Raw genomic sequence first — 24,306 nt, forward strand, 5'->3', positions numbered from 1 at the left:
TCCGGCCTAACCCAGTGGTGCGTGCACCGCGCCGCTGGGTAATCAGTGAACGCATAGGCAGACCGTTCGCGTCGGTGTCGCCGCCATGGTCACCCTTCCACGAGCTATCCAAGACCCGTGACCCGCTCGGATTGGCGAGTCCCCGAAGACCTTAAAGATTCGGGGTGATCTTCGGATCCACCGGCCCGCGATCAAGCGATCAAGACACCCGCTGGCGACCAGTCATGGGCTCGATGGCAAGGTGTGCGAACCAACGCACTGGCATGCCGCGGGGCGGGCGTTCTGCGCGGCGAGATCGAATGCGGCGCATACCGTCCGGTACTGCCGCTGTGCGTGCTGAGCGAAGCGGCCACGCCTCGACGGCCAGGCACCCCGAAGGTGCTGCGGCTCAGAACATCCGATAGTGGCGATCGCCGTGTTTCGAAGATCGCGGGTTCTCGACGGTGGCACCACCCAACGCTCTGCTCACCGTGGCTCAGATTGCTGAGTTCGCCAAGGGTGTCGACCTCGACCAATGCGCCCAGATCGCGGAGTATAGCCCAGTTCGGTAGGCGGGCGAACAAAGCGAACGCAGGACCGCTCGCCTACCGAACCATGAAGAGTCGCGACTACCTAGTCGTCGCCGCTATCAGCCAAGTGCTCTTTCTCCCACTTCTTGACATCACCTTTCGCAACGCAGTCCTTGTAATCCTCGAATTTTATTACGTGCACATTCTTTGCACAGTCCACCGCAATGTCGTTTGCGGCGGTGGCGCTACCGGCCTGTACAACGCCTACCAGCGATGCAACAGTGAGCCCAGCGACCACGACACTTACCGATTTCCGACGCATAGTTCTCCTCATAGGAGTCAGATTTGCTTGGGATTCGCGAAGCCAGAAGTAGTTCGTAGTTGCGCTGCCCAAAGATGGGTGTCTCGGCCTTAAATCTCAGCAGCCGGGAGGATCATCGGCTCGGCGGCGGTGTGCCACGGGGTGATTCCACGTATTCGGGCCAGCGAGCATTCCGGATGGGAGTGTCGAACCGGCAGGTCGCTTAGTCCCGGACCCCTAGACCTCAGTCAGACTGCCGGAGACACCGGACCAAACGTTCCCGCAACATGCCGCGCGGGGCGCGCGCTTCGGAATCGGCCGCACACACGCTGAAGATCAATGCGCGGAGTTCAGTCTCGGTGTCGGCAACGCAGAAGGCCGAATGGAATGCAGCGGATGTCGGGCGTGACTGCACCCTCCGGACCAGAATCGGGTCTATGACCGAACCGGGCACCGAACAGATGAATGTGTTCCTTCCGAAGGCGATGGCGCCCGCGACCCTCGATGCCGTGATCCGTCTCAACGTCGAATCGGCCCTGGCCAGACCCGGGCAGTTGCCCGCCACCATCGAACGCGGGCCCGGTCACGAGCATTCACCCGGAGTGATGTGTTGGCCGGTTACCTATACGACCGATACCAGCCAACGACAGCACTGATCACCAACTGGCACAGGTTCGGCACGGCGGACCGCTGCATTCAACATCCGCACATCAGCATAAGACGTTCTGTGTCGCGTTCATCCACGCTGACGTCGGTCGGAACGAGTGGGCGATAATCAGCATGGCGCGCGGTTCTACGATCAGCGCACGAGCTATCTTGAGCACTACTCCAAGCCGGATTCGACTTGCAGATGAAGTCGGCAGACCTGAGCAGAAGCCCGGTGGTCCGTGTCGGCCTCGGAACTGTACAGCCGCATTTCCTGGGCTGCATGGTCCAGGTGCTGTTAATAGGAAAGGGGCAGATCAAGGATGTGGCCGAGGTGGACCAGGCAGTCGAAGGCAAGGCCGAGTTCATTGTGTTCGAGGAATTCGCGGGGCGGTGAGAGGCCGTCACCCGGCAGGTTAGCCAGGTGAGCCTCAGCGGCATTGAGGTGGCCAGCCGCCCGCTTCCAGCTGGCCGATAGCGCCGCGTGATCAGCACCCATGGTGCTCATTGTCGCCGGGACCGTCTCAGCCAACATCCTGACACGTCGCGGAGCGCGCGTTGTGAGCGATCGGTGGCCGGCCTCGAACCGGTCGGCCACCAATGCTTCTGGGACATCCTCTTCTAACCGATGTGCGTGTGTTCGTCAAAGCCGTACCTGTAATCGTCGAGCGGGCCGATGCTGGTGGACACGCTGGTGGATCCGTTCGAGGGCTGTCGGCTGCGTATAGCTGCGCCACTCAGCAAAGGACGCCGACGGGGGATATTCGATCTCGGGTGAGGGCTTACCTACACACCTCCCCCGATGATGAGGTGATTCAGCAGATGTTGTGCCAGTACCAGAACAGTTGCGATGACCATTTTCTTCACCTTCCTTGCGCCGCTGCAGGGTTACAGCGTCACTCAGCTAATCGGCGGCAAGGTGTGGTGCGTTTCTCTAAATCCGCAAGAAAGGTTCCGTGGCTGAGGGACTGACCTTGAAAAAGGGCGTTGCAGGCGGGCGCTGCGGCCCGCAAATACGCCAACTCGTCCCGCGCCCACTCGCCCTCGGCGTCCGGGTCGGTGCGTTCGAAGACATTCCACCGCCACAGCAGCGGTACGGACGGGCGCGCCCCGACCCTTGTCCGCCAGCGAATTCCGTCGATCAGCTGCCGTTTCATCCACTTCGTGTTCGATTCGAAGGGGAGTACGAATATGAGTGTCAATCGATGGGCCGCAAGGGTCGCGATTCTTGCGGGGGTCGTGATCAGTGGCGCCGGTATTGCTTACGCGGAGCCGCTTGAGCCGGGTGTGATGTGCTGGAATCTCGAGGAGTCGACCCAGGTGCCCATGTGGTTTCCGCTGGAGACGGTCTGCCCCGACGCGCACCCGCCCGCTCCGAACTGGCACAACATGTGAGTTCGATCCGGCCCGACGCCGGGTGTACCTGATCGGGCCGGACTCGGCGGTGTAGTGAGTTGAGGTGTCGACATACTGGCAACACCGCGATTTCCACTGCGAGGCCCGCGCGTGCATCCACGTGCGGGCCGAGGCCCGAGATGCCACCGAACCATGCACCGCCACGCGGGGACCCCCTTGTGGCCTGATCGGCCCGTCGCCGAGGTGTCCGGTGCCGACGTGCCGTCGCTGTGGGCGATCGTTGCCAAAGTCGGCACCCGAGGGTCGGTCCTGCCGACGTTCAGCTGCCCACTGGTAGGCCGAGCAGGCCTGCGATCGTGCCACCGAGTATGTCCGCCCATTTCGGCCAAGTCGCCGGGTCGAGGGCCATGCTTCCGACGTCGGTGGCCCGGCAGCCTTCTATCGGTGGGATACCGGCGAAGCGATCAGCAAGCCACAACAGGGTGCGAGGAGCAGCGATGACTGCCAGGCTGATGTGTTCACTGAAATGGTCGCGGGTGTACTCGATGCTGGCCTTCGGATCGTGGCAGTACCTGTCCACGAGATCGTTGACCGGGCCGACCGGGATGATCCAGTCCGGATTCGATTGGTACATGAACATGGGAACATCTGGAACACGGCGGCCCATGTTGGTCTCGTCCAGGATCCGAAGGACGGTCGGACTGTGCAGGCCGTCAGGCGTGTCGAACATCGCTCTGATGTCCGCGAACGGAATCATCAATGCTTGATAGAGCATGCACACGTTGCTTTTCGCAGCGACGAGATCCTTCCCCAGGGGCGTCATATGCTGGTCCAGATACTGGGCGAGTTCGGGGTAGTCTCTGCTCACTCCGATCGCCGCCGCCAGTATGAGTCCAGCAGGAGCATTGCTGCTCGCCATGTCTATGACGGCGCCTGGCCGGGCAGCAATGCCGCCCTCCGCTGCCCCTACGATATTCAACTCGGGCGCGTAGGTGGCACGCAATTCGGCGGCATGTCCAGTGGGGATGGCCCCGCCTGAATAGCCGGACAATCCCACTCTGGTCGCCGAACCGTTCAGCCCCAGCGGAGCGAAGTTCTCCGCGGCCCGGATACCGTCGAGAGTGATGTGCCCGGACAGCGGTCCCGCGGCGTACGCCGAGCGCGGGCCCTGATGGTCGGGCATGCTCACTGCCCAGCCCATCTGTGCGGCTGCCAGGGGAAACGCGGCCTCGGCGGGTACGTCCAGTTGGCCGGTAACGGTCGGTACCGAGGCCAACTGCAGCGCGTAGGACGGATCGCAGTAGTGAGCGAGTGAATCGATAGGGAATTGGTACGACAGGAGGTTTCGCGGTTTGCCGTGGTTGTCCCCGGTGGGCCTCATCACCGTGGTGACCGCAGCAATGGCTTCCCCTCGACCATTGTTCGAGCGGTACGACAGCTGCCAACTCTCGATGTTGATCGGCAATACCGAGAGGCCGGCCAGGTGCACCTGCCGTGCGGCGATGATGTCGCCCGGCTGCTTGCTATCGATGATGTACTGCGCCGGTTGATAGAAGCTCGGATCGAATTCAGGCGGTAGCGGCGGGACGGGAAACGGCAATGCCGGCTGTACCGGTACTGTGGTCTCGGCCGGCTCGGCAGCCGCAATGGTGACGTTTGCCATCAGGATTGCCGCTGCCAATGCAATCTTCGAACTACGTAGGATGCTCACGTGATAATAGTCTTTCTCGACGAAGGTGTTCAGATCACAATGCGTAACCGAGGATGGGTGTGCATGGAGGGGTGGCGTGATAACCCGGGTCCAATATCTCGGTTATCATGGCGACGGCAGTAGGAGAGTAGGGTTGAGCGAAATGCTGTGAGAAGTCGAAAGGGCACCTATCGTTTATGTACTCGGTGGCTGCGTTGGCGGCCCCGGCTGGGGCGATCATTCCGCCAAGTAGGCCTACCTCATCAGCGATATCGGTGACCACTGTGTACGTGATTTCGGGTCTCAGGACTTGAGCTTTTCCGAACGTCCAGGGGTCCAGGAAATTCAAGTACAACGGTGGTATGCGACCGTTGTACAGGATTGCTCGGTACAACGGCTCCGGAATCATGTCTCGCGCAACGGCGGCCATGTCGACAGGAAGTCCGGTAGCTCGATACGGCGAAGAGAGAAGTACCATCTGTCGGGCTTTGGCGGCGCCACCGAGTTCGTTCAAATAGTATCGGTCGACAACGCCGCCCTGGGAATGACCCACGAGATCGACCTTCTCGGCACCAGTGGCTGACAAGATCTGATCGACGGTGTTGCGTACCTGTTCCGCAGATAGAGGAATCGGGTCCATTCCGTTGAGGCCGGGTGGAATGTTGTAGAGCTGACGGCCGTAATCTACTGTGAAGACGCAGAATCCGTGATTGTGGAGGGAAGGTGCGAGAGCGGTCCAATTTACCGCCGCCGAGAGAAAGGTCGATCCGGTGAGCACTACCGGTCTCGGGTGCTCCGCGGAGGGTTTGCAGCTGTAATCGTCGGCGCCGGGGACCGGGCTATCCCATCCTGTCATCGCGATGTGAAGCATTTGGCCGTTGCCGTATATGACGGGAAGCTCATCCGCCGCGGCGGTCGAGGCCTGCTGAGAGGTAGTCAAGCCGATCAGCCCGAAGGCCAATACAGTACACAGTGTCCGTTTCATTATAACCTCGTGATTTCGATGTGCCACGACTACAGAATGGCCCAACTATCGTCCCCAGGGCTACTGGTTTTTCCTCGAATCAACGCCGGCGCGATTGTGCTCATCGCCGAAAGGGGGAGGTCGCTCGATGCAATTACGGTAGTGCAAGTTTGATTCTTCGAGCCGTGTGCGCAGCTGCGAGCGCTATGGCATCGGGCGGAACCGTGGGGTCCAGACCTGTGAGTTCGCGTATGCGCAGCAACCGGTAGGCCATCGAATTCCTATGAATATGGAGTATTCTTGCAGCGGCCGCTTGATTGAAGGCGCAGCTTACGAAGGCTTCGACGGTGGACTGTAACACCGGGTGAGAGTCCAAAGGTTCCAATAACTGGGCCATCCACAGCCGGGCGTCCGGACTGCTGGAGGCCACTATGTATTCGAACCGCAACGCGTCTTTGCGGCAGATCATTGTGTCCAGGCGCAGCGAGCTACCGAGTTCGGCGAGCACGCGCGCCTCTGCTGCTCGCGCAGGAATTTCCGACCGGTTGTGGGCAGCGGAGACCCCCACCCATAGCCCCGGGCCGGGAGCATCTCCGGCTGTCGTGGACAGCAGCGACTGCAACTCCTCGATCTTGTCTGTCCCGGTGTCGTCATGCTCTCCGAGCGGTACCAGTGCCGTCCAGCCCTTCTCGTCTCTGATGACGAAGGAGTTGCCCATTCTGCTTACTCGGGCTCGGATGCGCATCGCCGCCTCGAACCGTTCGCTGCCGGCCCGGCACACGGCGACCAGGAACCGATCAGCGATTGGGAAGTCGGTGTCCGGCCCTCGTTCCAAGGGTTCGGTCCCGGCCAGCAAGGCGCTGCCGATCCGCCGCCGCTGTTCGATCAGATCCCATCTCGAATTGCCGATGTGCTCCGTGCAGGCCACGGCGATACGGCTGGACGTGATCAAGAGGTACTGCATCAACGGCAAAGCCATGTCCAGCATCACGGCTCGAACTTGGTCGGTCGCAGACCCGAGGAGCGACGACCACAGCGAGGAGACCACAAAACGATAGTTGTCGAGGATGTCCTGCAGCGTGACGCCGCTTTCGATCATCGTTATGGCTCGCCGCGTCAGCGGTCGAGATTCGTTTTCGGTCGGCTCGATCCCGCTCCGGAAGTACCGGAAGAACAGGTCGAGATTCACCTGTGCACCGAACGTGAATTCTAGGTCCGGTGATGGTGCCGCGAAATATTCCCCACTCTGCCGGGCGGCAAAGAAGTCGATCACTGTCAACGCTCTGCCGTGTAAACCGTTGACCAACTCCGCCCGGCTCTTGTGGAAGGCTCGGGAATCGGCCTCGGCTCGCGAGTACATCTGGGAATCACCAACCATCTACACGCCCCGTTCTGCCATCTGTGTATCGACCTCACCTGTCCGGCCACGCAACGCGGTCGATTTCGCGCCGACGGGATACGCCAACTCGGGTGAGAGCGCTGAATCAATGGCGGTAGGAGTGATCACATGAAGGGCGAAGAAACAGCCGTGACGTCGAGCATGAAGGCTGGCTCGAATGGAACCTTCGACCACAATCACCTCTCGTCATCGACTATGCGCATGCTGAGACAATTGCGTCTCGCTGAGATGTCATCGAAGTTACCCTTACCGCGACAGCGCTCACAAGAGCTCTTGATATCGTCGTCAAATCGACGGCAAATTCCGTTCCGGATAGTGCACATCGACGGATAGGGTTGCGCCGACTAGGCCGGTTCCACTCCGCAAATTTGGAGTCAAACATGGAGTTCGTAAAGACATAATGGGCGCAAGCACGAAAAGCTGGTTGACGCGCTGGGCATATCGACTGTTGCGGCAGCGAGTCGAGTCCATCGGCGCGACGCCGCAAAGCGTTATGTCGCAGCGCTCGAGCGCAGCCGGCGTGCCGTCTGCGCGGCAGCCAGTGCGATTGCATCGGACGGCAGCATCGGGTCGAACCCGGTCAGATCATGTATCCGCGACAACCGGTATGCTATGGAATTGCGATGGAGGTGCAGCGTCCTGGCAGCGGCAGCCTGGTTGAACGCGCAGTCGACGAAAGCCGCTACCGTGGATTGCAACTGGGGGTGGTTGTCCAACGGGTCCAGGGCTTTCGCCATCCACTGGCGCGCATCGTCACTGCTGGAGGCGACGATGTACTCGAGGCGCAATTCATCCTTACGACAGATCATTTCACGGTGGCCGAGCGACCGGCCGATCTCGCTGAGGACCCGCGCTTCCGCCGCGCGCATCGGAATGTCCAATCGTGTCTGCGCCGGTGAAACGCCCACCCACAACGACGGAGCAAGGCAGTCGTCCACGGTCGCAGACAGCACTGCTTGCATCTCATCGATCGGGGCCGTCCCGTCCTCATCGTGCTCTTCGATCGGGATAAGCGCTGTCCATCCGTCGCCTTCTCGGACAAGGAATGTGTTCGGCATGAGGCGAATACGGGTTCGGACACGCATCGCGGCTTCACAGCCGGTGTTCACTGACCGGCAGACGGCTACGAGAAAACGGTCCGCGATCGCGACCTCGATGTCGGATGCCCAATCCCACGGATCGCGGCCGGTGAGCAGCGCGCTCCCGACCCGCCGCCGCTGTTCGATGAGGTCCGACCTCGAATCGTTGGCATACTCGACGCACGCGATAGCGATGCGACTGGTTGTAATGGACAGGTATTGCATCAGCGGCAGTGCCATGTCGAGCAGCGCCGTGCGCGCCTGTTCTGAGGAATGCTCTAGTAGAGCCGACCAGATCAGGCGGGTGGTAACGCGGTAGTTGTAGAGAATGTCGGCCAGAGGCATACCGCCTTTTACAAGGTCCATCGCCCGGCGGATCAGCGGTTGGGTTTCATCCTCGGTCGGCTCGACGCCAGTGCGAAAGAATCGGAAGAACAGGTCCAGGTTGAGCAGTGCGCCCGCTGCAAATTCAGCCTCCACCATCGACACCGGCAACTGCCCGTCGCCTCGTCGGTCACTATAACTGTCTACTGCTGCCACCGCTCTGACACGCAAACTGTTGACGACTTCTTCGCGAGATCGACATGACCTGTGGTCGTCGTTCATGTCGAATGATGTATGCAACGGTTTACCGGCCATTTCTCAAATCCTCAACCAGCGAGTTACTATATCGGTCGGCCGGATGGCGGCGGATCGGCGACCGGATGGATAATTAGTTTATGTCGCGTATGTCGCGACCATTTCAGTCACTCGACGGCTACGAGCGGTGGAATGACCCGGTAGGCAAAGGATCGCAGTTCCTCGTCGTTGCCGAAATCTATCGCCGCGCTGGGTGTTGTCAGGATAGAGATGATGAGGCGGACGATCGTTTCGGCAGCAATGCGCGCGTGGACCGGTGCGAGGTGTCGCTGCTCGATCAAGTATGTTTCCAATGCGTTGACCGTCGCTAGTGCCAGGGGCCCGGTGTCCTGATCTGCGACCTGCTGCACCAAACGGTCTGTGCGGCATCGGCGCACGATGTAGATGAAGGTCTCGGTTACGGTTTCCTCGGTGCTGCGGTCAGGCCGATCGGCCGCGAGAAGCATGGCAGTGAAGCGTTGGGACTCCCGCACGAGCAAGCCTCGTACGATGGCGTCTCGGCTAGCAAAATTGCGATACAACCAGGCTCTGGAGATCTCGGCCCGCTTCGCTAGCTCTGCCATGGATGTCGCGGTGATCCCCTGAGCCGCAAAGCATTTCGCCGCGACATCAAGGATGTGGTCGCGGATCTGACGATCCGACACGGGGAGGTCGTCCCCGCTCAGGATACCCCACGGAGTACTGATCGGGGCGGAATGGAGTTGCGCTGAGGGCGCGCCGTCGTCCGCTCGGCGACTGTTCATGCGACAGAGTGTGCGGCTTGTCGCGGGTGCAGCGCGTGCGGAGCTGCGTCGATAAGTGCCAGCGACCTTTCGAGATAACCGCGTTGGCGAGAAGCGATGTCGAAATCTGTGCCCAGTCGTCCGCTGCGACGCAAGCGTTCGTAGCGCGCGACGATCGGGCGCAGGGTAGTCATAAGTGGATGTCGCACCCGCGTGGGATCATCTTGATGCTCCACGAGTCGATTCAGAATGGTGTTGGACGTGCCCCAGACGATACGCGAGGCTAGTGGACGGGCGATGGGGGCGAGGACGGGACGCAGCCGGTTCGGGAAGATCCGTTCGGCTCGGACACCTGCCACAGCCAGCGCTCGGTCGAGATCGGCGGAGTCCTGATCCGGCGGGGCGAAGATTTTCGGTGCTGCCGCCGCGAGTTGTCGAGCCTCCTCGATCTCGACGGGCAGCAGCTCATCGGGCACGCCCATGAGGTAGCCGATCCACTGCCACAGCGCGCGTACCGCCTCCAATTCGTCGTCGGTGAACTCGGCCCCGAGCAATTGGAACATCGACATGGGGAGTAAGAGAAACGCGTTGTTGGTCAGCGCCATCCCGGTGCCATGAATGGGTTCGCCCCAAGCTCCGGTGTTCCATGCGGGGGCGCGGCGCAATCGGCGGCGCACCATTGCATGTACCAACCGAATCTTGACGGTGTCGTTGAAGCCGGAGCCCCCCGGCACCACTGTGCCCGGATCCGTCGCGGACAGCACCCACCGAGCTGTTTCCTCATAGCGGCGGGCCGCCATCTTCACGGAGCGGCCGTTCATGGCCTGGGGTTTGTTCAGATCGCCCCACTGATAACTGAGACGCAAGGCCCCGGTCATACCGATCACCACGGCCGGTTCGAACCGCCACCACACCGCGGCTCCCCAGCGCACCTTGTCCGCATCGAACCAACTCGGCGGCTCCATCAGAGGCCCGAGCAATTCGCGCAGCGATGCTGGGGCGCCGGCCACGAACGGGGTGACCGAGTTCAATGCCTCGTCGAGTAGACGCCAACCTCGACCACGATCCATGTCGGCGAAGTCTTCGACGACTGTGTCCACCAGCCCGTCGGTCCAGAACATCCCGTGCAGAAAACGTTTCCGCACCTGATCGGGAACGCCCTGGCCGATCGCGGCGAGCCTGGCCTCTCTGTCGTCATCGGGTAGTAGCTCGGTCTCGAAAATTCCTGTGCTTTCAGCCATGATCGAACTGTAGACACTTGACTGCGATGTGTCTACAGATAGTCGATGATCTGCTGTTTTTCGGTCGTCCACCGCGACACCGCCGTCACTTCGCTTCTGCGAGGACCACGGCCCCGATGACGTAGCCTGCGCCACTACAACTCCGCTACGAGTTACGCGACTCCACCAATGCCGATGTTCGTGAGAACTGAGGTTTCGTGGCGCGAATTGTCACCGGCGCGTCCTGGACGCCATGGCGTCCGCCTCGGACGATTAGCTGAAGTCCTGCATAGCCGCGCCCGGGTTCTCGATCCGAGCAAGTACGTTCAGCAGGTACCACAACCGGGTTTCGGTGCCGTCCCAATAAGTGATGCGGCACAACTGTTGTGCGGGGGCGGAATTGGCCCCCGACGGTAGCGACACCCCGCCGTAGCAACTGTTGCTGCCGTCGGTGTTGTAGTGCAGGGTGTGCGAGCGTCCCGACACCGGATCGACGATCTCGGTCAGCCGTGACGGGGAACCCTTGTAACGGTACTGCAACGACGCGGTTTTCTTGCTGTCGAGCCGTGGTGAAGCCGGCGTCCCCCGCAGTATCTGTGTCGGCCTTTCGGCTGAACAGGGTATTGGTGGAGCTGCTGGGAATCTGGTCACCCCGTCCGGTGGCAGCGGTAGCGACGGATTCGTGAACGTATCGTGGCAGCCCTGACCCCGACCACCCACGGCGGAATTCGACGTAAGCCCTCAGTAAGTCGAAACTTGCCGTTCGTCAGGTAGTACCAGCAAGTGGCTGCGCATCACTATCAGTCCGTCGTCCGGGGCGCAAGTTCTTGCCTCACGTAAGAGAAGAGGCTCAATGGCGGCTTTCGACCGACGCCATCGAGTCCTTCCGGAAGACGCTGAATCGGCAGCCGGCAGCTCTGACTTCAGTCGGGAAGAGTGAGCGATGATGCCGCGAGCCGGGCGGTCCGAGGTGGCCAGCGCGGGGACTGCGGAAGGTCAGCGGGCAGAGATTATCTCAGCGTCGGCGAGGCACCATCATGCCGAATGCCGTGCGGTCCGAAGCGGCCGCGCGACCAGCCCGAAGATCAACGGCCCGAGAGCATTTCGGAGCACGTCGAAGGGCAAATGCATCATTGCCGCTGGGGGGCGGTCGAGCTCCATGCGAGGATGAGCAAGACGGCGATGGCGGTCATTTGGCACATCAGCTGACCCATGAGCGTGCCCGAGTTGATCATCGACCAAATAGCCCCGGCCAGCAGCGGGCAGGCGATGGCGAGACGGACAACTATGCGGCGGTTTGTCCAGCGTTTCCGCGGGCCACGTGTCGCAGCCGGTTCCTGCCCGAAAATCGAAAGAAACATCACCAGGGCAGTGCCGATCATCGCGAAGGCACTCAGGCGAGTCGCCACATGATCGTTCCAGTCTCCGCTGCCAACCAACCTGGTCGACGCAGCCAAGTACAGGCCGATGGCGACCAGCGTCGCAACCCAGATGATTTGTGTATAGCGCTTCTTCCGCCGTGCTGACACAGGCGATCCCGCCCCACCTACGCTCACAGCCGGAGCCTACCAAGGCCGACGGTTGCACTGCACCAGCAAAGCGCGCTTATGACACCCGGCCAGACCGCCGTTCGGATCGCAGAAACCATCAAGAGCTGAGCTCGCATGCCGTGCCCCAACGTCCTGGAATGCCGCTGCGCGCGCGATCGTTTGGGGTCGCGGGTGCCGGGCCGACGAACGCACTCAACTGCCGCATTGCGTGCGCCGGGTTCGTCAAGGATGCTTCGGATGTCGGTGGAAGTGGAGGCCAAGCAATGCGCGTGGGCATCGTCGGTGTACCTGCGCGAGAGCATCGCGGGGTCCGTTTAGAGGGTGGGAAATGACGGTCAGCTACGAGCAGGCCCGTGAGATCGTTCGAGCCAAGTACGAACCGAACTGGCCCGATGACTTCGGTACATTCTGCATCGATGATCGGCAGATCACAGAGAACGATGAGTTATACGTTTTCCGCATCGGAGTACGGGAGTACCTGGTGGAGAACAATATTTCGTACGCGATCGTGCCCGGGACTGTCCCTGTTGTCTACAAGACGGATGGTCGGCTAGACACCTTGTCGAGCTCCGTCTGTGATGCCCGGCCCAGCGCCGTGACCCGGCCGAACCCGTCTCCTGCCCTGAAAATCTAATCTACTGCTCACTAACTATGCGAACTGCCGAGTATCGCTCCGCGGCGAAGGACGAGCTTGAGCACAATGCGCTCCCATGCGGCGACCGCGCGGAACCAAGGCGCTCAGCGCGGATGTGCGGGAGATCAACGGGCAGAGTCCATCTCAGCGTGCGGCAACGCACCATGATCCCGCATGGCGCGTGTGGTCAACGGTCCAGAAAGGTTGGCTGGCAAAGCTTCTTGACCGCGCTCATGCCGAATATCGCGCCTTGGTCAGTCGAGCGCTTCAGGGGTTCGCAGCTGGGAATCGGATAGCCGATGCCGCTCGGTCAGCGGAACGCTTTGCGCCACAGCAGGATAGCAGCGCCGACTGCGATCAGGATCAGGTAACCGACCAGCCGCGCCCAGTCCGGGAGGCCGAGATAGTTCAGTGCGAACCAACTCCTCGAACCCCCGGCGAAGTTGTTGATCAGCCCGCCGACGCCCTGAATGAGCAGCAGCAACCCTAGTGTTTCGAGCATCAACTCTCCCTTTATCAATACATTCGTATTGCTTTGATGTCGCAAGGGTAACCTTGACCTTGGCCAGAGTCAAACCAATACGATCGATACGGAAAGGTGTTGGTGGTGGGCGGCAAGGGCGCGGCAGTGCGCGGTGTGGGTGCCGCGCACGATGAGCGACGGCAGTCAATTCTGCAGGCGGTGTTCACGATCGTGGATACCGAAGGCGTCGAAGGGATGAGCATCCGGAATGTCGCCCAGCAGGCCGGCGTCTCCATCGGCCGAGTCCAGCATTACTTTCCTACCAAGGACGATCTGCTCGCGGCGGCGTTCACCAGCATCGTCGAGGTCGGTGGCAGCCGAGTTCGCGAGCAAGTCGCGGCAGCGGGCACCGACGACCCGATCGCGGTGCTGCGCGCGATACTTGCCGAGACTATTCCGCGAACAGCCGAAGAGCGCCGACTGTTCCGAATCATGCAGGCGTTCGAGACACACGCGCTGCCGCGCCCGAGCCTGGCCGTGCAGGTGACCCAGGGCTACGGCGGGCTGATCGACCTGATCGCACTTCTCCTGGGCCGCAGGGTCACAACCGGTCTCGACGTTGGCGTGGCCGCACGGGAACTCCTCGCTCTGTCCACGGGCCTTGCCGGACTGACCGTGACCGGCAACATCACAGCGGATCAAGCCGAACACATAGTTTTCGTTCGGCTGGATTCATTTGTGAACGGTGGTTGCTGAGGACAAGGCTGAGCTCGGGGTCTCGCGGCGGAGAGTCTCATGCCTCTCAAGCGCCAGGCGCAGCGGCCACACCGCAGTAGTCAGGGACCAGGCCATCGCGGCTCAGAACATCCGGTATGCCGATGACCGAGCAGCTTTCATCGCCCGGAGACCTGCTCAGCTACCGGCGGACCCTCGGTGCTCGATTGCCTGACGAGCCATCGTCAGGCCGAGCTTGCGTGCTTCCATTGCGGAGAGGAACTTCTTGGCCCCGCCGGGCAGTAGTTCCAGCAGCAGCCGGTGCAGGCGGTTGACGGTGTCGGTGCGGGCGCGGCCGAGCTCGTCATGGCGATCGGCCAGCATGTCCAACGCGATCAGTTCCGGATCGGCCTGGACCCGGCGCAGGTTCGGTGATCGCAACGCCGCCGATGCCACCGAATGCGCGTCGACGGGGTCGGTCAAGCGGTGCGTTGCCGGTCGCGAACACTTGAATCTGTGCCGAGAGTTTCGCCGGCACGTCGATCACGATCTCACCGTCGTAGACCAGCCGGTGTGCGGTATGGCGGCCGATACCGTTGCACCCTTCGATCGCCCATACTCGCTCGGTGTATCGCGTTGCGGCGGTGGGCATTTCGGTGTATCCGGTGTTGTCGGTGCCGTATCGGCCCGTGTCCAGCACGGTGCCGGTGGGGTCGATGATCTCGATCGTGGCTGAGCGTTTGTACGGGTCCATTCCGATGATGACTGTCACCAGTGAGTCCTTCCCGTATCCGACATCGTGGTGTCCGTGTGGAAAGACACCGCTACTTCGAGCTGGGCACGCCCTCTTCAGCCATTCCCGGCACGGTGACCGGTGAGACGCAAGCCAGATGAGAGCCGCACCAATGACACAGGTGGGCAGCCGATTTGAGAGCTTCTCACCGGACACCTGGACCCGATCCTGGCCGGGATCAAGCCCTAGCGCCAATGCTAAGTAGCCGAATGCAGTGTGCCGTGCCCATTCCTGTAGAGGCGACCCTCCGTCCTGGTCGGATCCCGCAACATGGACGATCACCTTTGACAACCTGCCGTCCTACCGGTGAAGGGGGAGCATCGCACTCGAGCTGTCCGGCGCGGTGATGGCGGGGGATCGATGTAGTGAAAGAACGCGCCAATGATTCTCAGCGAGGATTGAGCCGTTTCCAGATGGAGCGCATCGAGACTCTCGTCTTACCGTTGAAGCGCAGTTCGGCATTGGTGACGGCTTGCTGCTCGGTCAGCTGTTCGATTTGCGCCCAAAGATCGAGGCTCGGGCCCAGCGGAGTCGGGCGCAGGAAGCTGACGTCGAATCCGGCGGTAACGAACGGGCCATCATGCTGTGTTCGCTGATCCACCCGCGATCGATGGCTGCTTGGAACACGACCGCACCCGAATGACAGTCCAGCACAGTGGAGATCACCCCGCCGTGGACCAAGCCGAGTCCGTTGTTGTGGTCCGGGCCTGGGGTGAACGATCCCACCACAGTGTCGTCGTCTGCCCGATAGCTGCGAACATGCATGCCGGACGGGTTGGCCGGTCCGCATCCGAAACAGGTGGTGGTCGGGAAATGGCGTTCCTGAATGCTCTTGTCACTGATCATGGATCGCCTGAAATTGCTCTTCGAGACGCTCGCCTCGAGCCTTCACCCTATCCGGGATCAAGGCGAGGTCCAACACGCCCTGACGACACAGCCGCTCCAGCTCGGCCGAACTCGGCTCCTCGAAGACGGTGACTTCCAGCCGTGGGAAGCGGCGGCGCAGCGCGCTCAGCACGACCGGCAGCTGCCGTGTACCGAAGCCCATCTGCGCCGCGACCACCAACTCGCCCACCAGCTCCTCGGCACCGTCGCGCGCCGTCGCCCGCGCCCGCCGCGCCGCGCTCACCGCGACCTGCGCCTCCCGCAGGAACGCACGACCCACCACGGTGGGCACCAGCCCGGTCGGTGTCCGGGCGAACAGCGTCGCACCCAGTTCCCGCTCCAAGTTGCGGATCTGCTGCGACATCGATGGCTGAGCGACATGCAGCAACTCCGCCGCAGCCGTCACCGAGCCCGCCTCGGCCACGGCCAGCGCGTACTCGAACTGACGAAGGCTCATCGGCTCCTGTCCTTTCCCGGACGGACCATCGCCCAACCTGTAGTGATCGCTGTAACAACGAGTGCTACAACGTCGGAGGCGGCGCGTTTACTCCACACCTGTCTGCCCGTTTCACCTGAACGAACTCCGATCGTGCCTGCGGGTTCAGGCGGTCTACGCCACACTTCTTCGAGTGCTTTGTGATGGTGTGCGGACGTGGTCGGTGTGCAATCCGCTCTTGACGTCAGCCGACCGGGCGCATCTCAGGTCACCTTTATGACGACCTTGCCCGAGACGTGGCCGTTCTCGACGGCAGCGAGGGCGGCCGGGGCGTCGGAGAGCGGATGGACTGCGGTGATCACAGGTGCGAGGATTCCGTCGAGGGCCAGCCGGGCCGATCGCTCCAGGTTCTCGCGGTCGAGGCGGCGTTCGACGAAACGCCCGCCGAGATCGATTACGGACGCATCACCCACGGCGATGACGTTTCGGGGGTCCCGAGCCAGCGGAGCGACCGTCCGCAGTGCGGCGCCTCCGACCAGGTCGACGATTCCGTCGACGCCGTCGGGAGCGAGATCGCGCGTTGCGGCGGCGACGTCTCCGGCGGCGTAGTCGATGAACCGCACCCCGATGGCGTCGGCATGCTCGCGTTTGGCGGCACTTCCGGTGCCGATCACACTCAGCTCGAGTGCGAGAGCCAGCTGGGCGACGGCGAGACCGACTCCACCTCCGACGCCGTTGACCAGGATTGTGGCGCCGGCTGGGAGGCCTAGCTGGTCGAGCACATCCACCGCGGTCGTCCCGGCCACCGGCAGCGTTGCCGCCACCGTCGCGGACAGACCGGTCGGGATGCGCGCGGTGTTCGGTGCGGACAGAACGGTCGTCTCGGCGTAGGTGCCACCGCCGGTGAGCGCGAGGCCGAAGACCGCGTCACCCGCCTCGAGCCCGTCGACCTCCTCACCCAAGGCGAGAACAGTTCCCGCGGCCTCCATGCCCAGCACGAGCGGAAACCCACGGCCGCCGTCGAGCCCAGGGACCAGACCCGAGCGCAGCGCGTGATCGAGAGGGTTCACGCCGGCGACGTCGACCCGGATCAGAACCTCGCCGCGACCGGGAACGGGATCGGGACGATCGAAGAACTCCTGCACCTCGGGCCCGCCATACCTGCTGAAACCCCATGCCTGCCCCATTTTCTGCTGCCTCTCGTGCGACCGGCCCGGTTGTTCCGGGCGATGAGGCAATCCTCATCCCTCACATGGATGTAAGGGGCAACCGGTTGAGAGCCGGGTCACACAGTCAGGCAGAGCGAGCCGTCGGCTCAGTGGCGACCGCCAGCTCCGCCTGGTGCCGGGCGTTTATCCTGATCAGCGCGTCGAGGGCCGTGCGGGTCTCGATCAGGTGCGCGATATCGGCGTCGATCCGGTCGCGCTCACGCGTCATCGTCTCGTACGCCTGCTCGATGATGTCCGGCTCGGAGGGGGTTTCCACGCACGGCAGCACGGTCGCTATCACTCGGCTGGACATGCCCGCGTCATAGAGCTGTTGGATGAGCGACACGCGCTCGACCTCGGCCTCGGAATAGTGACGCTGCCCGGCGTCGGAGCGCGAGCTGGTCAGCAGACCCTGCTCCTCGTAGTACCGCAACGAGCGCGGACTCACGCCCGTGCGTTTGGACAGCTCACCGATCCGCATCCTGAAAGCCTACGTCCCGTACGCTTCCTGGATCCGGACCGCCGACGACGGTGGCGACACGGGCGGACCATGTTGTGGCAGGCGAACAACCGGCGCAAGCACCCAAAGCGTGCGAGATCCCGACATCCGGAGATGCTGTGGGGAGCACGTCGGCGAACGCACGGTAGTGCCGCGCGGCGGACGCTGGTCGAATGCCCAAACCGAATGGCGAACAGTGCTTCTCAGCGGGCGCTGTACGTTTCGGTGGAATAGTCGGCAACGAGTTGCTGGGGTGGCAGGGGCTGCCAGGTCGCCGGTACCTGGCGCATCAGTAGCGCACAGTCGAGTTTCGCGCTGCCCGGCGGGAACCGGTCCGGGTCGTCGAAGATCGTGGACCGAACCGATCGGATGTCGACGGGCTCGACCTGCCATGCGTCTGTTCGGAGCTCGAGCCCGTCCAGCCGTTGCCCGCCTCGGGTGGCCGAGAATCCGGCCGAGCCCTGCCTGAAGAACTCCGACGCCTGCGCGAGATCGGCGAACAATTCGCTGCTTTGGAATCCCTCGGCGGTCCGGACGTCGACACTGACGGAGATGGTTTCGTCGCGGGTGCGGTAGGCGACGTGCAGGTCCCGCGCTGTTTCGCGGACGTCGAATCGCGCGGCGTTGTGCTCGCCGGGAAAGAGTCGCCCACCGGCCAGGACGTTGATCAGCGAGCCGCTGTCGCGGCGTGCGATATACACGCCGGTCGAGTGTCCCTGCGGGCCATCCCATTCGACAGCGATGCGATGTGCCGCGTTCTCGGTACGCAGTCCGGCCCAGCCGGGTAGTGCACTGGGCCGGAACTGTCCGAGGCGGATCAGGCAGATGCCGGCGACTGCCCAGCCGTTGACCAATTGCGGTCGCATTGTCGGTGGCATCAGGGTGGTGGCGATCGCGGGGTCGACTCGGTAGTTCACAAGCAGGCGTCGTTCTATGACGCTGGACATTCGCGGTGGTCTCATCCGTGTTCCTCGTTCTTGGTGTTGCGGGCTCTGCGCTGCCTGACGATGACCTGCTCGGGGCAGATCGTGCTCAGAAATCTGCCGACGCACAACGCCAGTCGCTCCTCGACCAGCGAGTAGAAGATTCGATTGGCGTCTCGGCGCTCCCGGACCAGCCCGGCGGCCTTGAGCACGCTCAGATGCCGGGAGATCGAGGGGCCACTGATCGGGAATCTCGCGGCGATGTCACCCGCGGTCAACTCGCCGGAGCGGAGGTCTTCCAGGATCTGGCGGCGCGTCGAATCGGCCAGTGCGCGGAATACTCCCGCTTCGTCGGCAGGGTCGATCTCGGTCATGCTTTCAATTTAGCACTCTAGCTAAATAGCGAACAAGCGCCGCGACAGGCAAGCCCCGCTGAGGGAGCTGTCGTAGGCCAGCGACCCACCATCAGCGGCACCGGCATCCCCGGCGCCACCGTGACGGTCCGAAACCTCCCGTTGCTGGGACTCGGCACCAGCGTCGGTACACCTCCGGAGGGAATTACCGCCGATGTCTGGGTTGTGCGGTTCGCCGAGCCCCTGCCGATCGGGCAATCGAGACTCGTGGCGACTCAAACCACGGCAGGTGGGACAAGCGCGGAGGTGTCCCGCACGATCATCGTGACACGCGGCTAGCTGCCCATTGTCATTCCCAGGTCTTTGCCGACCGCAGGGCCCACCGCGTCCAGGCGGTCGGGCTCTTCGTGTCAAGACACGATTCGCAGGCCGGGGTTGGTCTGGTTGGTGGCGAGTCCCGGGTTGTGGCTTTGGATCGAGCCGAGCAGAGCAGAGCACCGTCGGGGGACTTGAACGACGCCGTGCACGCGTTGAAACCGTGCAGGGCACCGACGTGGGCCGGTGTCCCGATTCGATTTAGTGCCGCGTCGTCGAGGTAACCACACGGGTCCAGCGGGCGCAGAGTATCGCGGTAGGAAACCGTCTGCTGGTCCTGCGCTGATAGGAGCCCCGGATACGCGGGCCGTTGAGCCGGTGAACTCGGGCGTTGGACCCGTGGGCGTCGACATACATGACGTGGCGGCGGCTACAACCGAAAACAGCACTACCGCATCAGACGGGCACCGCCTGAGCCCGAAACGGTCCGCGTGCTTCGTCGCATGCGGACCGTCCCGATCTGTTTACCCCTGATGTGCGACCAGCACTGGGCAGTGGGCGTGCTGGACGAGGAAGTGGCTGGTGGAGCCGAGCAGCATGCCGGTGAAACCGCCGCGGCCGCGGCTGCCGACGACGATCAGCTGGGCCTCGTTGGACCATTCGGCGAGTTGTTCGGTGGCCTCGGTCCGGTAGACCTTGCGGGTGACGGTGACGTCGGGATACTTCTCCTGCCAACCGGCGAGGCGTTCGGTGAGGATCGCGTCTTCAGTGGACTCGATCTGTTCTCCGTCCACGAGGACGTAAGGTTCACCCGCGAAATCGCCCAGGTGCCAGTAGCTCCAGGAGTGCATGGCGATGAGTTCGGCCCCGCGGGCGCTCGCCTCGGCGAAAGCCGCCGCGATCGCGGCCTCGCTGACCGGCCCGCCGTCGATGCCGACCACCACCGGCCCGTCGGTTCGGATGAGCTGTTCGGCACCGGTGCTGCGAACCACCACGATCGAACCGTGCCCGTGGCTGACCACGGCGAGCAGCGTGGAGCCGAGGTGAGCCAGGCTGCCTAGGTTGCCGGTGGCGCCGACCGCGACGAGATACGCGGTGCGCGAGTGCTGGATCAGCAGCTCGGCGGCTGACCCGTCGGCTGTATCGGAGGTGATGTCGAGGTTCGGGGCGACCTCGGTGGCCAGTCGGCGTGCATCGGCAACGATCTTCGCTGCCCGGGCACGGGCGGTTTCGATGATCGAGGACACCGTCGCGTCGTAGCCGCCGACCACCGATTTCATGGCCGCTAGGTCGAGGCCGTGCGCGATGAGCAGTGTGCGGCCACGTTGCGCGGCGAGCTCGGCGGCCCATCGCAGGGCCAGGTCACTGCCCGGTGACCCGTCGACGCCGACGACGACCGGCGCTGTAGCGAGTTGGTGCGGGTTGCCGGATGGTGTAGCCATATTCGTTGTTGTCCTTCATAGTTCGAGGATTTTGCCGCAGTGCGATTTCGCCGAGCCGAACCGCGTGTGCCGACGCCAGCGGTGGTGAGCTGACCGCTTCAGGACGGAGCACTGTGCGTATAGAGCCGTGCGATACGGGCACCGACGACCAACGCGGTCACCACAACAACGCCCGCCACCAGCACCACGCGGTTGACATCAACGGATGGTTGCCAACGCACCTGACCGTCCTTGATGACGAAGGCGCCGACCGGTTTCGCGCCGAGACCGAATCCGCCACCGGATCCTTGCCCCGCGTCATCGCCGCCTTCGCCGGCGCCGCCACCGCCGGAGATCGTGGCGGCGGCGATCACCGTGATGCCGTCACGTTCGATCGGTTCGCCGAACACCCGCGATACCGTCATCGAGTCTTTCGCTGTGGCGAGCACGTCTGCGACCTTCATGGGTTGTCCCTTTGTAGTTTCGCTCCGGAAGCTGTTCTTCCCGGCCTGCTTTCAGGTTCTCGCGGATCGAGGAAGTTATGCAGGGCCGTTGGTCCCATGCCGATGGGCGCAACGGCAGCTTTCGACGGCGCCACCATGCACGGATCAGGGCTTCTTCGTGGACAGATAGGTCGTGACAATGACCATCATCGCGAAGATGATGGCGATGATGACGGCGGCGACTGGCCAGTTCATGACGACTCCTCGGGGTCGAAGGAAGTGTCCAACCCGCTCGTCCTTCGGTACGGGACGGAGGCGAGCTGGACGGTGATGTCTTCGAGTGTGGTCAGTGCGCTGCACCGCCGGATATGGCATTTGGGCCTTTTCCGAGAGGGCGATGGTAGTGCCGACCCTGGTGGTGTCATTCGGCCTCACCGTTGGTGACGATGTCCAGCAGCTCAGGGATCGCGGCATTCATACGGTTGAAGCATGACCCATCATGACGATCCGTTCGCCCATGCCGAGCACACCGCGCACGTGTGGTTGCGTCGCATCACCGACGACCTCGCCACGCGGGACCGCGCATTCGCCTACCGGGTGACCCGCGCCTGGTTGCACACGGTCCGTGACCGGCTCGACGTCACCGGAGCCGCGCATCTCAGCGCTCAGCTGCCCGTCGTGCTGCGCGGTATCTACTTCGAGGGCTGGGTTCCTGAGAAAGTCCCTGTCGCGCATCAGGTCTCGAGCTTCGTCGCCGATTTCGCCGTGGCGGCGGGAGTGACCGAGGACGAGGCGGTCGGATTGGCGTGGCTGGTGACAGACGCGCTGCGTGACCTGTTCTCTCCGGGTGAGTTGGAAACGGTATTCCACCGCTTGCCGAATCAGCTGCGCGACCTGTTGTTCGGGGTATCCGTCGGCCCGTCGGACGAGGAAGAGTTCGGCGCAGTCTGAAGGGCGCCATCCTGTCGACCAATGGCCATGCGTCCGGGTCTTTCGGCACTGTGGCGACCGCACTCGGGCACGGGAGCCTGAATCTGCCGAAGCCCTGAGGAGAACCCCGATGCCCAAACCGCCGACGATTCTTACGGTCACGATGAACCCGACCGTGGACATCTGCCTGGAAGTAGATCACCTACACGGCGAAGGCAAGAACCGTGCCCATGTGCGGTCTGTGCAGGGCGGTGGTGGCGGAATCAACGTCGCGCGCTGCGTAGCCAGACTCGGCGGTTCGGCACTCGCATTGCACACGTACGGAGGTGAGACAGGCCTGCGGTTGGAGCGCCTCCTCGCGGAGGAAGGTCTGGTGCACCGCGGCATCGAGATCGGCGCTGAGACAAGAGAAGCCGTAGTGATCGCCGAGTTGAGCTCGGGTCACAGCTTTCATATCGTGCCGCCCGGGGCCGAACTGGCCGCGACCGATCGGGCGTGCTTGTTCGACGCAATCCTCGCTGCTGCGCACCAGTTTCCGTATCTGGTGCTGACCGGCAGCGTGCCGCCGGGGCTGCCCGATGACTTCTGTGCCCGGCTCCTGCGAAACATCGATTCGTCCAGGACGCGGGTCGTGCTCGACATAGCCGGACCCCAATTGCGGGAGGTGTTGCGGGAGAAGGCATTCGCCATCCGGCTCGACCGCTGCGCGGCCGCGGGGCTGCTCGGTCGGCCGATCGAACGCTTCGAGAACGCCCAAGCCGTCAACGATCTCCTGCTCGCTGCGGGTGCCACCGAGATCGCGATAACAACCGTCGGCGCGCTGGGTGCCGTGTACTCGAATGCCGCTTTCCACCATCGTATTTGCGCACCGAGTTCGCCATTTCGTAGCGACGCCTGCGCGGGGGACAGCCTGGTCGGTGCATTCACCTATCGGCTCGCCGCGAGCGGGGACGGGCTGCATGCCTGCGAGTACGGCGTCGCGGCGGCTGCCGCCACCGTCTCGCGACCAGGAACCGACGTGTTCGAAGCCACAACCGTCGACGCACTTCTCGATGAGGTGCACACGGACAGCATTGCGCGCGGCATCACCGCGGACGCCGCTTCGGCCAGCAGATTTCAGCTCGATTGACCGCACCGCGCGGTCGGACAAGGAGACCTCATGCACGCGATGGTTTTTCACGGACCCGGTAAGAGCGCTTGGGAGCAGGTGCCCGATCCGGCACTGGTCGAGAGCACGGATGCGATCGTGCGGGTGGACGCGGTCACCATCTGCGGCACCGACCTGCACATTCTGAAAGGTGATGTGCCCGAAGTGGCTTCGGGTCGGATTCTGGGGCACGAAGCTGTCGGTACGGTTACGGAGGTCGGCAGCGGCGTGCACACCCTGAAATCCGGTGACCGGGTGCTGACTTCTTGCATCTCCGCATGCGGGGTGTGCCGGTTCTGCCGTGAAGGCGCGTATGGGCAGTGTCTCGGTGGCGGCGGTTGGATTCTCGGGCACACGATCGACGGCACGCAGGCCGAGCTGGTGCGCGTGCCGTTCGCCGACACCTCCACCCACCGGATCCCGGACGGGCTCAGCGATGAACAGATGCTGATGCTGGCCGATATCCTGCCGACCAGCTATGAGGTGGGGGTCAGGAACGGCCGGGTCCGGCCCGGTGACGTTGTCGTCATCATCGGCGCCGGCCCGATCGGCCTCGCGGCCATCATGACCGCCCGCCTGTACAGTCCGAGCAAAATCATCGTGGTCGACGTCGTCGAGTCGCGATTGGTGGCAGCCCGGCAACTCGGTGCCGATGTCGTGGTGGACAGTCGCAACGCCGATGTGCGTGTGGTCGTCGCCGAGCTGACCGGTGGTCTGGGCGCGGACGTGACCATGGAGGCGGTCGGGCGACCCGAAACCTTCGAGCTCGCCGTCGATCTGGTACGCGCGGGCGGTCACGTCGCGAATATCGGCGTGCACGGCACTCCCGCGATGCTGCACCTGGAACGTATCTGGATTCGCAACCTCACGATCACCACCGGTCTGGTCGACACTCATTCCACCCCGACGCTGATCGAGCTCGTGCGCGGTGGCAGGTTGCAGCCGAGCGAGATCGTCACCCATCGGTTCGGTCTCGACGAATTCGAGCTCGCCTACGATGTTTTCAGCCGGTCGGGCGAGACCGGAGCGCTCAAGGTGGTGCTCAATCGCTGAAGTCGACACCCGCCG

General features: G+C 63.0%; 26 protein-coding genes. 7 read left to right on the forward strand and 19 right to left on the reverse strand.

The annotated features are described in order from the left end of the window. Positions 1–1,247: 1,247 nt before the first annotated feature. A complete protein-coding gene (locus DMB37_RS39525) occupies positions 1,248–1,466 on the forward strand; it encodes a hypothetical protein (RefSeq protein WP_135237096.1) in 219 nt (72 codons plus the stop codon). A 287-nt stretch (positions 1,467–1,753) separates the two neighbouring features. Here DMB37_RS39525 and DMB37_RS39530 read toward each other — a convergent pair whose 3' ends face one another. Then, positions 1,754–1,954 (reverse strand): hypothetical protein, encoded by a 201-nt coding sequence (locus DMB37_RS39530; protein WP_135237097.1) that lies wholly within the window; start codon positions 1,952–1,954, stop codon positions 1,754–1,756. Between the two features lie 692 nt (positions 1,955–2,646). Here DMB37_RS39530 and DMB37_RS39535 point away from each other — a divergent pair. Beyond that, positions 2,647–2,850 (forward strand): hypothetical protein, encoded by a 204-nt coding sequence (locus DMB37_RS39535; protein WP_135237098.1) that lies wholly within the window; start codon positions 2,647–2,649, stop codon positions 2,848–2,850. A gap of 280 nt (positions 2,851–3,130) precedes the next feature. On the opposite strand, the gene DMB37_RS39540 is transcribed toward DMB37_RS39535, so the two are convergent. The 8 genes from DMB37_RS39540 to DMB37_RS39575 all read right to left on the reverse strand — a co-directional run bounded on the left by DMB37_RS39540 (position 3,131) and on the right by DMB37_RS39575 (position 12,053). Beyond that, positions 3,131–4,474, reverse strand: coding sequence for a lipase family protein (locus DMB37_RS39540; RefSeq protein WP_135238103.1), 1,344 nt, complete (start codon positions 4,472–4,474; stop codon positions 3,131–3,133). An 82-nt stretch (positions 4,475–4,556) separates the two neighbouring features. After that, complete coding sequence (locus DMB37_RS39545; RefSeq protein ID WP_135237099.1) at positions 4,557–5,486, reverse strand: triacylglycerol lipase; 930 nt, start codon at positions 5,484–5,486, stop codon at positions 4,557–4,559. Positions 5,487–5,619: 133 nt separating this feature from the next. Beyond that, positions 5,620–6,843, reverse strand: coding sequence for a CdaR family transcriptional regulator (locus tag DMB37_RS39550; protein ID WP_135237100.1), 1,224 nt, complete (start codon positions 6,841–6,843; stop codon positions 5,620–5,622). 512 nt (positions 6,844–7,355) lie between these two features. Further along, on the reverse strand, positions 7,356–8,582 hold the full coding sequence (locus DMB37_RS39555) for a CdaR family transcriptional regulator (protein ID WP_135237101.1): 1,227 nt from the start codon (positions 8,580–8,582) through the stop codon (positions 7,356–7,358). Between the two features lie 107 nt (positions 8,583–8,689). Next, positions 8,690–9,325, reverse strand: a complete 636-nt coding sequence (locus tag DMB37_RS39560) for a TetR/AcrR family transcriptional regulator (RefSeq protein WP_135237102.1) — start codon at positions 9,323–9,325, stop codon at positions 8,690–8,692. Beyond that, positions 9,322–10,617 (reverse strand): oxygenase MpaB family protein, encoded by a 1,296-nt coding sequence (locus DMB37_RS39565; protein ID WP_135237103.1) that lies wholly within the window; start codon positions 10,615–10,617, stop codon positions 9,322–9,324. Before DMB37_RS39565 ends, DMB37_RS39560 begins: the two co-directional genes overlap by 4 nt. A 180-nt stretch (positions 10,618–10,797) precedes the next feature. After that, positions 10,798–11,064: a hypothetical protein gene (locus tag DMB37_RS39570; protein WP_135237104.1), complete on the reverse strand. Its 267-nt coding sequence runs from the start codon at positions 11,062–11,064 to the stop codon at positions 10,798–10,800. 590 nt (positions 11,065–11,654) lie between these two features. Continuing rightward, on the reverse strand, positions 11,655–12,053 hold the full coding sequence (locus DMB37_RS39575) for a hypothetical protein (protein WP_135237105.1): 399 nt from the start codon (positions 12,051–12,053) through the stop codon (positions 11,655–11,657). Positions 12,054–12,402: 349 nt separating this feature from the next. On the opposite strand from DMB37_RS39575, the gene DMB37_RS39580 reads away from it, so the two are divergent. Beyond that, positions 12,403–12,708 (forward strand): hypothetical protein, encoded by a 306-nt coding sequence (locus DMB37_RS39580; RefSeq protein ID WP_135237106.1) that lies wholly within the window; start codon positions 12,403–12,405, stop codon positions 12,706–12,708. Positions 12,709–13,018: 310 nt separating this feature from the next. Here the strand turns inward: DMB37_RS39580 and DMB37_RS39585 are convergent, their stop codons facing one another. Then, on the reverse strand, positions 13,019–13,210 hold the full coding sequence (locus tag DMB37_RS39585; protein WP_135237107.1) for a hypothetical protein: 192 nt from the start codon (positions 13,208–13,210) through the stop codon (positions 13,019–13,021). A 105-nt stretch (positions 13,211–13,315) separates the two neighbouring features. On the opposite strand from DMB37_RS39585, the gene DMB37_RS39590 reads away from it, so the two are divergent. Continuing rightward, complete coding sequence (locus DMB37_RS39590; protein ID WP_135237108.1) at positions 13,316–13,927, forward strand: TetR/AcrR family transcriptional regulator; 612 nt, start codon at positions 13,316–13,318, stop codon at positions 13,925–13,927. Positions 13,928–14,083: 156 nt separating this feature from the next. Here DMB37_RS39590 and DMB37_RS39595 read toward each other — a convergent pair whose 3' ends face one another. The 9 genes from DMB37_RS39595 to DMB37_RS39635 all read right to left on the reverse strand — a co-directional run bounded on the left by DMB37_RS39595 (position 14,084) and on the right by DMB37_RS39635 (position 21,182). Continuing rightward, on the reverse strand, positions 14,084–14,368 hold the full coding sequence (locus tag DMB37_RS39595) for a transposase (RefSeq protein ID WP_135237109.1): 285 nt from the start codon (positions 14,366–14,368) through the stop codon (positions 14,084–14,086). Between the two features lie 698 nt (positions 14,369–15,066). Beyond that, positions 15,067–15,279, reverse strand: a complete 213-nt coding sequence (locus DMB37_RS39600; RefSeq protein WP_135237110.1) for a hypothetical protein — start codon at positions 15,277–15,279, stop codon at positions 15,067–15,069. A gap of 234 nt (positions 15,280–15,513) precedes the next feature. Further along, entirely contained in the window at positions 15,514–16,020 is a 507-nt protein-coding gene (locus DMB37_RS39605; RefSeq protein WP_240772132.1) for a LysR family transcriptional regulator, read from the reverse strand. A gap of 242 nt (positions 16,021–16,262) precedes the next feature. Beyond that, positions 16,263–17,186 carry an NADP-dependent oxidoreductase gene (locus DMB37_RS39610; protein ID WP_135237111.1) on the reverse strand — a complete coding sequence of 308 codons (924 nt, stop codon included), beginning with the start codon at positions 17,184–17,186 and terminating at the stop codon, positions 16,263–16,265. 106 nt (positions 17,187–17,292) lie between these two features. Beyond that, on the reverse strand, positions 17,293–17,688 hold the full coding sequence (locus DMB37_RS39615; RefSeq protein ID WP_135237112.1) for a MerR family transcriptional regulator: 396 nt from the start codon (positions 17,686–17,688) through the stop codon (positions 17,293–17,295). A gap of 221 nt (positions 17,689–17,909) precedes the next feature. Further along, positions 17,910–18,668, reverse strand: coding sequence for a DUF2071 domain-containing protein (locus DMB37_RS39620; RefSeq protein WP_135237113.1), 759 nt, complete (start codon positions 18,666–18,668; stop codon positions 17,910–17,912). Next, positions 18,665–19,003: a metalloregulator ArsR/SmtB family transcription factor gene (locus DMB37_RS39625; RefSeq protein ID WP_135237114.1), complete on the reverse strand. Its 339-nt coding sequence runs from the start codon at positions 19,001–19,003 to the stop codon at positions 18,665–18,667. The genes DMB37_RS39620 and DMB37_RS39625 overlap by 4 nt, the downstream gene beginning before the upstream one ends. A gap of 818 nt (positions 19,004–19,821) precedes the next feature. After that, positions 19,822–20,739: a universal stress protein gene (locus DMB37_RS39630; RefSeq protein WP_135237115.1), complete on the reverse strand. Its 918-nt coding sequence runs from the start codon at positions 20,737–20,739 to the stop codon at positions 19,822–19,824. Positions 20,740–20,837: 98 nt separating this feature from the next. Continuing rightward, positions 20,838–21,182: a sporulation protein gene (locus DMB37_RS39635; RefSeq protein ID WP_135237116.1), complete on the reverse strand. Its 345-nt coding sequence runs from the start codon at positions 21,180–21,182 to the stop codon at positions 20,838–20,840. A 468-nt stretch (positions 21,183–21,650) separates the two neighbouring features. Between DMB37_RS39635 and DMB37_RS39640 the strand changes: the two genes are divergently transcribed. From DMB37_RS39640 to DMB37_RS39650, 3 genes are all read left to right on the forward strand, one after another. Then, on the forward strand, positions 21,651–22,112 hold the full coding sequence (locus DMB37_RS39640; RefSeq protein WP_135237117.1) for a DUF2267 domain-containing protein: 462 nt from the start codon (positions 21,651–21,653) through the stop codon (positions 22,110–22,112). A gap of 109 nt (positions 22,113–22,221) precedes the next feature. Then, positions 22,222–23,220, forward strand: a complete 999-nt coding sequence (locus tag DMB37_RS39645) for a 1-phosphofructokinase family hexose kinase (protein ID WP_135237118.1) — start codon at positions 22,222–22,224, stop codon at positions 23,218–23,220. Positions 23,221–23,250: 30 nt separating this feature from the next. Then, a complete protein-coding gene (locus DMB37_RS39650) occupies positions 23,251–24,291 on the forward strand; it encodes a zinc-dependent alcohol dehydrogenase family protein (RefSeq protein ID WP_135237119.1) in 1,041 nt (346 codons plus the stop codon). The last annotated feature ends 15 nt before the right edge of the window (positions 24,292–24,306 follow it).

The organism is Nocardia sp. CS682 (assembly GCF_004634405.1).
In the GTDB taxonomy this organism is placed as follows: Bacteria; Actinomycetota; Actinomycetes; order Mycobacteriales; family Mycobacteriaceae; genus Nocardia; species Nocardia ninae.